The organism is Halioglobus sp. D3-4 (assembly GCF_055809315.1).
Map to the genome: position 1 here is coordinate 3,673,470 of NZ_CM147907.1, position 11,279 is coordinate 3,684,748.

Here is an 11,279-nt window from a genome sequence, read left to right on the forward strand (position 1 = left end):
CGCGCTAGAATTTGCCCATCACAGAACCGAACAGTTCCTCGTCTGACGGAATGACCTTGGTGGTTGCCAGCGGTTTGGATACCCAGGTTTCGTTCACCAGATCACGCCAGGTGATGTTGTGGTTGATGCTATTGCCGCCCCAGGACCCGCAGCCGAGGGAGAATGTCTGACGCATACCGTTCCACAGATTGCCGCTGTTGGATGCCGCCTGCGGCTGGTTCACCATGACCCGGGAGGTGCGCGTGGCGTTTGCCAGTTTCATAATATTTTCGTCATTATTAGAGTAGATACCGCAGCTGTGACCCTGGCCCTGATAGGCCTGAATCCTGTTGGTCATCTCGATGGCCTCATCGATATCCTTGACCTTGTACAACGCCATTGTCACGGTCAGCTTCTCGCCGGAGAAGGGGTAATCGGGTCCAGCACCGGTTTCCGGGACGATCAGGAATTGCTTGCCCTCGGGCAGGTCGATGCCCGCTTTGCCAGTGATGTTCACGGCGGGTTGGGCCACAATGTCCGCATTGAGATGGCCGTCGTGCCAGAGTACCCGCTGCAGCCTGTCCTTGTCCTGACCCTCGATGACATGGCCGCCCTCGTGCTTGAGCTTCTCCAAAAATTTATCATAGATCGATTCGAACACCAGCACGGCATTGTCCGATGAGCACGAGGCCGCGAGATCCAGAGTCTTGGAGATACGGATTTTGTCGGCTGCATCATCCAGATCAGCGGTATCATCCACAGTGATCACCGCGTTACCGACACCGACACCCAACGCCGGTGTGCCGGAAGAATAAGCAGCGCCCACCATTGCCGCACCGCCGGTGGCCAGTATGCGGTCACACTGGCGCATCAGCTCATTGGTTTTGTCCAGCGACGGCACATCGATGCTCTGTACCAGATCTGCCGGAGCGCCCAGTGCCACGATGGCCTCGCGCATATAGTCACAGATTTTCTTGTTCGTCAATTTGGCACGTGGATGCGGCGCGATGATAATGGCGTTGCGCCCTTTCACCGCCGATATCGATTTGATAACCGGCGTGGCTTCAGGGTTGGTCGAAGGGGAGAGCGCGCCTATCACACCGACAGGTTTAGCGATTTTGACGATGTTACGCTCGGGATCTTCTTCTATCACGCCCACGGATTTGTCGTTGATGATATCCATCAGCGTGGCTCGCGTTTTGCGGTGGATCTTCAGGTACTTGCCCTCGTAGTTGCCGAGCTGGGTCTCTTCCACCGCAAAGTGGGCTATCTCTTCCGAGCGATCTTCGCGGGCTACAGCCCATACCATTGCCGTAATCAGTTCGTCGACCTGAGCCTGGGTATAGTTTTCAATTTGCTGCTGCGCCGCGTGCGCGCGCTCAATCATGGCTGCCACTTCTTCACGCGCTTCAATGAGCTCCTGCGTGTCTTCCATTGTCTTGTACTCCACTGTTATTGGTAGGCACGCTGGCGTGCACACTGGATAGATTAGCTGATCAAAATGTGTGCATCAGACTACCGATGCCTACGGCGCCGTCCAAGGGAGGAAATTGCGCAAGTTATGGACTATATTGCGATATCATAGAAATCCATATACCAACCCTCGCAACAGGCGTCCCGATGAGCGCACCCTCCCAATGGCCATTGCCGGAAAATGGCATCCGCTTCCTGACACCCGCATTTATGGTCGAAAAGTTGGCGCGACACCCACTGACACAGGAGTGCTATCCAACGGCCATGGGCTTTTATCCCAGCGCCGACAGACACCGTATGGAACGCCTGCGTCACAATGACAACCTGTTGATTTATTGCGTAGACGGCAAAGGCCACGCGACCACTGCCAACTGGCGGGGAACGATCGAAGCCGGCGAGTTGCTGTTGCTGCCGCAGGGGATCGCGCACCAGTATGAAGCGGACCCCGAGACACCGTGGACGATATACTGGCTGCATTATCAGGGCAGCGGTGCGCAGTTGTTCAACCAGTATCTGGAAAACCGCGAGGGCGGGCTGCCGGTGATTGAGGCGGGTATCTCGCCGCAGCTGGTCGCGCACTTTCGCGGCTTGCTAGCCGTGCACCGTACCGGCTACAACACACGCGCCTTCATCAACGCGGCAAACCAATTGCGCCATCTGTTGACCAACATTGCGCTGGAAATTCGACGCGCAAAAGCAAGCAGTCAGGACAGTTTCGATCTGGAAGCAGTGCAAAACCTGATGTTGGACCACATCGGGCAGTCGCTGGACCTGGACACGCTGGCCGCGGCCGCTAATCTCTCCAAATACCACTTCAGTAACAAGTACAAAGGCCTGACCGGCTACTCGCCCATCAAGCACTTCCTCAATATGAAGATGGAGCACGCCTGCCACCTGCTGGACTCAAGCCAGCTCAGCGTGAAGGGCGTGGCGGGTGCTCTGGGCTACGATGATCCGCTGTACTTCTCACGACAATTCAGCAAGACCATTGGCCTGTCACCGCGCGCCTACCGCCGTTCCGTGCGCAGCTAGCCGGAAATTTTTTCCGGCTTCACCAGGTCCGGAGACCTGGTGAGGTGTTTCATCAACAACGCACGAATCCACTGATGTGGAGCACTGCGCGCGGTGCGCGTGTGCCGCATCAGCGACATTTTGCCGCGGTTGCTGCTATTGGTGTTGCGAATGAGGCGCTGCAATTCTGCCGGCAGCTCCTGACCGAAGATGCGCTCGCGGTACAGCCCACCTTCCTGAAAACCGGCATTCGCCACCAGCAGCGCGTCCGTGTGATTCAACACGCCGACCGCAGAGGAGAACTGCGTGGTCTCCAGCACAATATTTCGATGCATACCATTCTGACCCAGAACATCATCAACCATGCTGGTGTTCTCCCGTGTCAGACCGGGGAGGTACAGGCGCAAGTGCGGGTAGGCCAGAAAGTCATCCAGGCTAATCTCCTTCGTCGTCAGCGGGTGATCGACGCGCATGTAGCAGCGCGGCTCAATCGCGGCAATCGGCTCGGCCAGAATATCCCGCTCCGTCTCCAGCGCCAGAAAGGCCGCAAAATCAGCGTCGCCCTTTTTCAACTGCTCCTGAAAGTTCGGCGGTACCTCCGCCATGATGATCTGCACATTGGGAGCGGTTTCGGCCAACTCTGCCATCAGGCTAGGCAACAGCGATTCACACAAAATGGGTGGCATCAGTAACTTGAAGGAACCGGCGTAGGTTTCCGGGCTGAATTCCGCGTCGCCGAGCACATGCTCGATGGTTTCCAGTAGCCCGGGAAGCTCCGCCCCCAGTTCCTCAGCACGCGGCGTGGGCACCAGTCCGTGCGAAGTTCGCGTGAAGAGTTCGTCCTCAAACGAATCACGCAGTTTCTGCAGTGTTTTACTCAGTGCCGGCTGCGACACAGACAGCCGTTCGGCCGCGCGGGTCACATTGCGCTCTTCCAGCAATATTTGCAGCGCCACCAGTAAGTTCAGATCAGTTCGAATCAGCCTGCGCGAAATCATAGTTGCCGTCCAGAAATAACTTATAGTTATAGCCTAACATTAACAAATGGACAGAGGTAAATCACCCCATAAATTATCGCTCCCGCAAATGTCTGCGGTCGCCTAAGACTCCACCCGAGAGCAGCACACCTCTTCCATCCGGGCCACTGCCGGTTGCAGGTACTGATAGCTCACTGCTATGTGGCCGAGGTCAACACCACCTGCTACCATAGCGTCCGTGGCGCTGCCGTGTCGTCAGCCGCCGACCTTTTCGTCGACCACTTTGCCTCTGGGGATAACCATGCGAAACACCCTCATTCTTGCCTATATGATGCTGTCACTTGCACTTGTCTCCTGCAGTGGTGTCGATATCCAACACAGCACAGCTGACAAGTTCAGCGCCGGGAACTACCACTACTACAAGTGGCGCACAGAACCACTGCCCACTACAACTCGGTCGAACGATCCTGTGTACGCCATCGACCCCGTGATACGGCGCGAAGTGAACGCCGACCTACAGAGCAAGGGTTATGTTCTGGACCCAACCCGCGCACAGTTCACCGTGGATTACCTCTATGCCAGCGGCATGCAACAGGGGGAGCCCAGCCAGTTGGCAAGTAATATCACACCCTATCCCAGGGTCACACCCAACCGCCAGGTGAACCAGGCCACAGTCGACAACGCCATTGCACTGGGTGGGGTGAAGGAGACAAACAATATAATCCTGCAGTTCAATGACCTGGCCAGCAATCGGGAGGTGTGGCAGGCCACAATGAGCAAAGTCGTGGAAGACGCCAACAATGTCGACGCATCGCGTCTGGACGAGAACCTCAAAAAATACCTGGCAAGTGCGCTGAAGACCCTGCCACCGGCAAGCCCGCAATAGTCTGGCAACTACTGCGCCGTATACACCCCGGGATTAACACAGTGCAGCATCGGCTGCCCCTGCAGCGCTGCGGCAGCATTGCTGACAGCCAGCTCCACCATCTTCGCTCGCGCCAGAGTGGTCGCACTGCCGATATGGGGCACGGCGACCACGCGCGGGTGGCGTAACAGCGGATCATCCATCGAGATCGGCTCGCGCTCAAACACATCCAACCCCGCCGCATAGAGATGGCCATTTTCCAGTGCCGCCACCAGTGCCGCCTCGTCGACAATGCCCCCCCTGGCCGTGTTCACTAACACCGCACCGGGTTTCATTGCGGCAATCTTCGCCGCATCCAGCACATTCCGCGTCTCCTTCGCGAGCGCGAGATGCACGCTGACAAAGTCACTGCGCAACAGCAACTCCTCAAGCGACACACTGTCGACACCGGGCACGTCGCGCCCCGAGGGCGTCCAACCGAGCACGCTCATGCCGAATCCCGCTGCCCGCCGCGCCACGGCCTGCCCGATGGCGCCAAGCCCGATAATGCCAAGCGTCGCGCCACTGACATCCTTGCCGAGAAAAAAATCCGGGGACCAACGCGCATCGCGACCCCAACTTCCCTCGCGGATATAGCGATCGCCTTCCGCGACTCGCCTGGCCGCCGCCAACAGCAGAGCGAACGCCGTATCAGCTGTGGCATCAACCAGCACGCCTGGGGTATTCCCCACCGGGATGCTGCGGCTGGTCAGTGTCTCCACATCGATATGATCGACCCCGACGGAGACACTGGAAACGAACTCCAGCTTGGGCATGGCATCCAGTAGTGAAATATCGATAGCATCTGTCAGCAGGCAGATCAGGCCGCCGCACTCGGCGAGTTGCCGAGATGATAGCGCCTGTGACAGAGGCTGCCCCCCCTGCAGTATCTCCAGCTCGCACAGCGGTGCCAGCGCCTGGAGCCGCTCAGCCGGCAGCGGGTGTGTGACCACCACACGCTTACGCTCAATTCTGCCGTTGCCGGTAGCCATAGCGCTATAGTGTCTCGGGCACCAGCCCCGTCAAAGTGACAAGCCGCGCCTGCCAATCACGCAGCTGCTCGGCGCTGTAGGGCTCACCCTCGGGCAGATTCCCCCAGACCGGTTGCGGCCAGCAAGCGTCGCCACTGTGGCGCCCAATGATATGCAGGTGCATCGCCGGTACCACATTGCCGAGGCCGGCAAAGTTCACCTTGTCGAACCCCAGTTCCTGCTTGATGAATGCCGACACGGACGCGCATTCATCAAGCACCTGCCGTCGCTGTGCATCGGGCAGATCCAGAAAATCACCCAACGGGGTTTCTGGCACCAGGATAAACCAGGGCAGGATAGCGTTGCGGTTCAACAGTAATGCCGAAGCCGGCAACCTGCCCAGATGGTGGCAGTCCGCCAACAGTTGCTGCGCTATTTGATGGTCTGCCAAAACAGCTCTCCCGCGCTTTGCAATTAAATCGTCATGCCGCCATCGACGACGATACACTCGCCATTGGTGTAGCTGCTCGCATCCGACACCAGGTAGAGCACGGTACCTGCCATTTCACTGGGCTCTGCGTGTCGACCCATCGGAATACCCTGCACCGCCATCTGGTAGATATCGTCGTTGCTAAACAACGCGCCGGCAAATTTCGTTTTGGTCAGGCCGGGCAGTAAGGCATTGCAGCGAATGCCCAGCGGCGCGCACTCCTTGGCAAATACCTTCGTCATATTGGTGACGGCCGCCTTGGTGATGGAATAGATACCCTGCATGGGTCCGGGCTGCAGTGCGTTGATCGAGGCGGTGTTAACGATAGCGCCGCCGCCGTTATCGCGCATCAGTTTGCCCGCTTCAATAGACATGAAGAAATAACCGCGAATATTCACCTCGACGGTTTTATTGAACGCGCCGAGATCGGTGTCCAGCACGTGACCGAAGTAGGGATTGGTCGCCGCGTTATTGACGCAGATATCCAGCTTGCCGTGTGACTGGGTGATGTGCGCAAACAACTCGGTGATCTGATCCATATTGCCTACGTTGCAGGCAAACGCCTCCGCACTGCCGCCCGCCGCGAGGATACCCTCGGCCACAGCGGTGCAATCATCGATCTTGCGACTGGAGACAATCACATGCGCACCCTGCTCGGCCAATAGTTTGGCTATCTCTTCGCCAATTCCGCGACTCGCGCCGCTCACCAGTGCAATTTTACCGGTCAAGTCAAAAAGTTGTGTCGCCATAGTGCTGTGTCCTGTTGCTATTGAGTTGATTCGAGATGCCGCGAGTTGCGCGGTGAAATACTACGCTGTTACACATCCACATGCACATCGTAGTCGGCCCCGTCGGCCTTGTGCCGCGCGTATTGCACACAGGCCCACGCGAGGTAGAGGGACACGACCCCCGCACTGCTCAACCAGGCTCCGCGATAGCCCGCTGTCGCCAGTGTCACACCTGTCAGTAACGGGCCCACGACACGGCCCCAGGATGATGCGGCACTGGTAATGCCCATCATGCGCCCGCGAACCTCCAGTGCGGTAGTGCGACTGACAATGGTATTGAGCAGTGGGATGCAAATGGTCGCGCCGGTCATGGCAACATACACCGAGCAGACCATCCCCAGCATGCTGCTGGCAAACGCAGCGCTAAGCAGGCCCAGCAGCAGGGCTGAAATGGACCAGCACAGCAACCGCCACTCCCCCAGCCATTTCACCAGCGGGCTCAGCAAACCACCCTGCACGATAACCATGAACGCACCCTGAATGCCGAATACAATGCCGACCTCCCGCGCTGACCAGCCCAGTAAATCGCCCATCCACAGCGGCACAAGGTAGGTGACCGCACTGACAGCAACCTGATGCAGGACATACTGCGATACCAACAGCCGTGTTCCCGTCTGCCGCAGCAGTGCATAGTTGGACAGTGTTCGGGTTGGCGTATCAGCGCTGTGACTGCCCTGGCGTTTTTCGCGCGGCAGGGACTCCGGCAGGAAAACGGCGGCGGCGGCGATCGCCAGCAGTGACATTACGCCTGCCACCATGCACGGCAGGGTAAAACTGGCGCTGGGCCCCGACAACAGGCCACCGAGTACCGGGCCCAATACAATACCCAGGCCAAACGCGGCGCCTATCAAACCCATGCCGCGCGCACGATTCTGTGGCGTTGTCATATCTGCGATCATCGCGGAGGCGACGCCGAAGTTACCCGCCATCAACCCCGCGAAGCCGCGCGCGACATAGACCATCCACAGCTCTGAAGCCAACCCCAGCATCACATAGGAACAGGCTGCGCCGGCGAGGCAGATCATCAGCACCGGCTTGCGGCCAATACGATCCGAAAGGCGCCCCCAGACGGGGCCGCAGAAGCCGGCGCAAATGGCATAGGTCACCAGAATCAATGCAATATCCATTTTGTCGGCGCCCAGTGTGGGAGACAAGAACGGCAGAATTGGAATCACGATGCCGAAACCGATCAGGTCGAGCACGATAACGCAGAACAGAATGGGCACTAGACGGGAGCCCCTTTTGCTGTGGCGCGGTGAAACAGGTGCACTGAACTAGTCACCCTGCCAGCGCTTTACCTGATCGAGCTGCAGATCAAACAGGTCGAGCGCGCGGCCGACGGTTTGCGTCACCATGTCATCCAGGGACTGTGGACGCGTGTAAAAGGCCGGCACCGGAGGGGCGACCACCGCGCCCATTTCCGATAACTGCGTCATGGTGCGCAAGTGACCCGTGTGCAGCGGCGTTTCACGCACCATTAACACCAACCGTCGGCGCTCCTTGAGCACCACATCGGCCGCGCGGGTGAGCAGGGTTGAGGTCACCCCGGCAGCTATCTCCGACATTGTGCGCACCGAACAGGGCGCAATCAACATACCGGCCGTGGGAAATGAGCCGCTGGCTATAGAGGCGCCGATATTATTGCTGGAGTGAACCTCGCTGGCGAGGGACTCGAGCTCAGCCAGTGGCATATCCAATTCGTGGTGCAGTGTGAGTTTCGCGGATTTACTCATCACCAGGTGTGTCGCCACACCGGCCTCACGCAGCAACTGTAATGCGCGCACGCCATACACTATGCCGGACGCACCGCTGATACCGACGATTATAGGCTTGGGCATAGCACCATCTCCGCTGACCTGAATCCCTGTGACTCTAACAAATGTCGGGGCACAGCGTCATTTCGCCGGCCGTTCACGCGCCGTGGGTTCGGCGCCGTCGTGTGGCGCACGGGCCCTGTTTTTGGGCTTACCCTTGTTCTTGTCTTTGCCCTTGCGCGGCTTGCGCTTTGCCTCCCTGGACGGCGCTGTTTTGCCGCCGGGCTCCAATCTGGAAATCTGCAGGCGCTGACCGCTGACCCACACGGATTTAAGGTGCTTGAAAAGCTCTTTTGGCATTCCCTCTGGCAGGTCTACCGTACTGTGGTCATCAAGGATTTCGATGCGCCCGATGTGCTCGCTGTCGATGTCCGCTTCGTTGGCTATCGCGCCGACGATATTCCCGGGTTTGACGCCGTGGGTGTGACCCACCTCAAGGCGGAAGCGCTCCATGCCCGGTTCCGGCTTGTCAGTGTCCCGGCGCGGCTTATCCGCTGATGTGTCCGCAGCTGTTTTGCGCGGCTTTGCTGCTCGCGCTTCGTTGCGCTCACCTTTGGCCGGTGCCGCGGTGGCTTTCTCCTGCAGTGGCTTATTGCCCTGGGCCAGCACACCCAGTGCCGCGGCCACCTCCAGCACCGGCACGCCGGTTTCGTTTTCGTACTCCTGTATCAGGTCGCGGAAAATCTGCAGATCCGCAGTCTCCAACGTCTCGGAGATGCGCTGCTTGAACTTGCCGACCCGTTTGTCCGTCACTTCTTCCACCGTCGGCAGGGCCATGCGCTCTATGGTTTTGCCAGTGGCTTTCTCGATGGCTCCCAGCAGGCGCCTTTCACGGTTAGCCGCGAACAGGATCGCATCGCCGCTGCGACCGGCGCGACCGGTGCGCCCGATGCGGTGAATATAGGACTCCACATCGGAGGGAATGTCGTAGTTGATGACATGGCTGATGCGCTGCACGTCAAGGCCGCGCGCCGCGACATCGGTGGCGACGACGATATCGAGCTTGCCATTCTTCAGTTTTTCAACCGTCTGCTCGCGCTGTTTCTGCGGTATATCGCCGTTCAAGGCCGCCACTGAATAACCGCGCGCGGCGAGTTTATCGGCCAGCTCCGTCGTCAGAATGCGAGTGCGGACGAAGATTATCATGCCATCGAATTCTTCAACTTCCAGAATGCGCGTCAATGCGTCGATTTTTTTCATCCCCGCCATCATCCAGACGCGCTGACGTATCAGCGCTGTCTCAACCGCCTTGACCTCAATTGCGATCTCTACCGGGTTGCGCAGGTGGCGCTTGGCGATACGGCGGATGGCATCCGGCATGGTCGCAGAGAACAGTGCGATCTGGCGCTCCTGCGGCGTCTGTTCCAGAATCCATTCGACATCGTCGATAAAGCCCATACGCAGCATCTCGTCGGCCTCATCCAGCACCAGCGATTGCAACTCGGACAAATCCAGTGAACCACGACGCATATGGTCCATGACGCGGCCCGGCGTGCCCACCACCACGTGCACGCCGCGCTGCAACTGGCGAAACTGGCCGCGGTAGTCGGAGCCGCCATACAGGGGCAGCACGTGAAAGCCCTTCAGATGCCGCGCATACTTCTGGAAGGCCTCGGCAACCTGAATCGCCAGCTCCCGTGTCGGCGCCAGCACCAGCACCTGAGGCAGCTTTTTCTTCAGATCCAGGCGCGCCAGTATCGGCAGGGCAAATGCCGCTGTCTTACCGGTGCCGGTCTGGGCCTGACCCAGCACATCAACCCCTTCCAGCATATAGGGAATGATCCGGGCCTGAATGGGCGACGGGGTTTCGTAACCCACATCCACCAGGGCCTGTTGTATGGGGGCGGGCAATTCCAGCTGTGCGAAACTGCTTGCCGCTTCGGGAGAGGACATGTTGTAACCTTGACGTGTGAAGAGGAGCCCCCTGCTGCAGGCGGCGGGAGATTATACAGGGATTTGGCACAGCTGTCCGGTGCGGGCCATCGCAGTGTGCTGACCGCCCTTCCCGAACTACACTGGCCCGCTTCTACACGAGCGGCGTTACTGGGAGGACAGCTCCTCCAGCATTGCGCGCATTTTGGCGTGCAGCAAATTAATCGCTTTAAGGGGTCTTACCATGACTTTGAACTCGATGATTTTGCCGGACTCATCAAAGGTCATGATATCGACTCCGTTCACCATAATGCCGTCCACTTCACAAGAGAACTCCAGTACGGCGTGCTGTGCCGTGACAACCTCTTTGACGTAGTGGAAAGAGTCATTGAAAACGCTTAACGCGGCCGTGAGGTACAGCGTGGTCAGTTCTCGCCCCTGCTGCGGTGTGTGCACAACCGGTGAGAGGAATACACAATCCTCCGCCAGCACTTCATCCAGGCGTGCCGTATCCTGCTTGCGCACGATGTCATGCCAGATTTCAAGGGTATTCATAACGGCGGTTCCTCGTCGGTTGATGCGTAGGGGCGAGCGGAGAATAACAGTTTAAGCCCGCTGCGAGCGAGTCGGCTGACACGCGCGAGCATTGTGGAAAACAGCGCCGGACACTAGAGGTCGGTTTCCTGCACAAACTCCCGCTCTATTTTCTGTTGCAGCTCATACCGGGTGACACCCGTTGTCTTCTGCGTCTCGCGCAGGCGCTGCTGATACCGGCCTTTGCGATAGAACTTCACCAGTTGCGCGAAATGTTCGCGCTCGGTTTCCCCGGCAATGAGCTCTTCAATGAACGCGATATCGATCCCCACGCGGTAGGCAATGCGGCTGGGGCGGATTTTGTGGGCATGAAATTCCGCCACAATATGGATTTGCTGCGCCCGCGGGTAGGTACACCTGCAGGAATAGCCATACGGTGGCGAAGGCGTGCGGGTATCAGGTTGTA

At 58.5% G+C, this 11,279-nt stretch carries 12 protein-coding genes; 2 read left to right on the plus strand and 10 right to left on the minus strand.

Features of this window, described 5'->3' with window-relative positions:
• Nucleotides 1-4: 4 nt before the first annotated feature.
• Complete coding sequence (locus AC0L6S_RS16005; protein ID WP_473425109.1) at nucleotides 5-1,414, minus strand: aldehyde dehydrogenase family protein; 1,410 nt, start codon at nucleotides 1,412-1,414, stop codon at nucleotides 5-7.
• Between the two features lie 185 nt (nucleotides 1,415-1,599).
• On the opposite strand from AC0L6S_RS16005, the gene AC0L6S_RS16010 reads away from it, so the two are divergent.
• Nucleotides 1,600-2,484: a helix-turn-helix domain-containing protein gene (locus tag AC0L6S_RS16010; protein WP_473425110.1), complete on the plus strand. Its 885-nt coding sequence runs from the start codon at nucleotides 1,600-1,602 to the stop codon at nucleotides 2,482-2,484.
• Here AC0L6S_RS16010 and AC0L6S_RS16015 read toward each other — a convergent pair.
• On the minus strand, nucleotides 2,481-3,461 hold the full coding sequence (locus AC0L6S_RS16015) for a LysR family transcriptional regulator (protein WP_473425111.1): 981 nt from the start codon (nucleotides 3,459-3,461) through the stop codon (nucleotides 2,481-2,483). The genes AC0L6S_RS16010 and AC0L6S_RS16015 overlap by 4 nt on opposite strands.
• Before the next feature lie 280 nt (nucleotides 3,462-3,741).
• On the opposite strand from AC0L6S_RS16015, the gene AC0L6S_RS16020 reads away from it, so the two are divergent.
• Nucleotides 3,742-4,326 (plus strand): DUF4136 domain-containing protein, encoded by a 585-nt coding sequence (locus tag AC0L6S_RS16020; RefSeq protein ID WP_473425112.1) that lies wholly within the window; start codon nucleotides 3,742-3,744, stop codon nucleotides 4,324-4,326.
• 8 nt (nucleotides 4,327-4,334) lie between these two features.
• Here AC0L6S_RS16020 and AC0L6S_RS16025 read toward each other — a convergent pair whose 3' ends face one another.
• The 8 genes from AC0L6S_RS16025 to AC0L6S_RS16060 all read right to left on the minus strand — a co-directional run bounded on the left by AC0L6S_RS16025 (nucleotide 4,335) and on the right by AC0L6S_RS16060 (nucleotide 11,196).
• Entirely contained in the window at nucleotides 4,335-5,336 is a 1,002-nt protein-coding gene (locus AC0L6S_RS16025) for a 2-hydroxyacid dehydrogenase (protein WP_473425113.1), read from the minus strand.
• Between the two features lie 4 nt (nucleotides 5,337-5,340).
• The gene (locus AC0L6S_RS16030; protein WP_473425114.1) at nucleotides 5,341-5,766 is read right to left on the minus strand and encodes an HIT family protein; all 426 of its coding nucleotides are present in this window, start codon (nucleotides 5,764-5,766) and stop codon (nucleotides 5,341-5,343) included.
• A 23-nt stretch (nucleotides 5,767-5,789) separates the two neighbouring features.
• Nucleotides 5,790-6,554, minus strand: a complete 765-nt coding sequence (locus tag AC0L6S_RS16035; RefSeq protein WP_473425115.1) for an SDR family oxidoreductase — start codon at nucleotides 6,552-6,554, stop codon at nucleotides 5,790-5,792.
• Nucleotides 6,555-6,622: 68 nt separating this feature from the next.
• Nucleotides 6,623-7,819, minus strand: a complete 1,197-nt coding sequence (locus tag AC0L6S_RS16040) for an MFS transporter (RefSeq protein ID WP_473425116.1) — start codon at nucleotides 7,817-7,819, stop codon at nucleotides 6,623-6,625.
• Nucleotides 7,820-7,867: 48 nt separating this feature from the next.
• Complete coding sequence (locus AC0L6S_RS16045; protein ID WP_473425117.1) at nucleotides 7,868-8,431, minus strand: UbiX family flavin prenyltransferase; 564 nt, start codon at nucleotides 8,429-8,431, stop codon at nucleotides 7,868-7,870.
• A 57-nt stretch (nucleotides 8,432-8,488) separates the two neighbouring features.
• Nucleotides 8,489-10,300: a DEAD/DEAH box helicase gene (locus AC0L6S_RS16050; RefSeq protein ID WP_473425118.1), complete on the minus strand. Its 1,812-nt coding sequence runs from the start codon at nucleotides 10,298-10,300 to the stop codon at nucleotides 8,489-8,491.
• Between the two features lie 147 nt (nucleotides 10,301-10,447).
• Nucleotides 10,448-10,834 (minus strand): nuclear transport factor 2 family protein, encoded by a 387-nt coding sequence (locus AC0L6S_RS16055; RefSeq protein ID WP_473425119.1) that lies wholly within the window; start codon nucleotides 10,832-10,834, stop codon nucleotides 10,448-10,450.
• A gap of 113 nt (nucleotides 10,835-10,947) precedes the next feature.
• A complete protein-coding gene (locus tag AC0L6S_RS16060) occupies nucleotides 10,948-11,196 on the minus strand; it encodes a hypothetical protein (RefSeq protein ID WP_473425120.1) in 249 nt (82 codons plus the stop codon).
• Between the last annotated feature and the right edge of the window lie 83 nt (nucleotides 11,197-11,279).

Bases quoted from the DNA above. Each gene is read 5' to 3' on its own strand.
- AC0L6S_RS16055 (WP_473425119.1), bottom strand. From the start codon at position 10,834: ATGAATACCCTTGAAATCTGGCATGACATCGTGCGCAAGCAGGATACG.
- AC0L6S_RS16025 (WP_473425113.1), bottom strand. From the start codon at position 5,336: ATGGCTACCGGCAACGGCAGAATTGAGCGTAAGCGTGTGGTGGTCACA.
- AC0L6S_RS16005 (WP_473425109.1), bottom strand. From the start codon at position 1,414: ATGGAAGACACGCAGGAGCTCATTGAAGCGCGTGAAGAAGTGGCAGCC.
- AC0L6S_RS16035 (WP_473425115.1), bottom strand. From the start codon at position 6,554: ATGGCGACACAACTTTTTGACTTGACCGGTAAAATTGCACTGGTGAGC.
- AC0L6S_RS16010 (WP_473425110.1), top strand. From the start codon at position 1,600: ATGAGCGCACCCTCCCAATGGCCATTGCCGGAAAATGGCATCCGCTTC.
- AC0L6S_RS16015 (WP_473425111.1), bottom strand. From the start codon at position 3,461: ATGATTTCGCGCAGGCTGATTCGAACTGATCTGAACTTACTGGTGGCG.
- AC0L6S_RS16045 (WP_473425117.1), bottom strand. From the start codon at position 8,431: ATGCCCAAGCCTATAATCGTCGGTATCAGCGGTGCGTCCGGCATAGTG.
- AC0L6S_RS16050 (WP_473425118.1), bottom strand. From the start codon at position 10,300: ATGTCCTCTCCCGAAGCGGCAAGCAGTTTCGCACAGCTGGAATTGCCC.
- AC0L6S_RS16020 (WP_473425112.1), top strand. From the start codon at position 3,742: ATGCGAAACACCCTCATTCTTGCCTATATGATGCTGTCACTTGCACTT.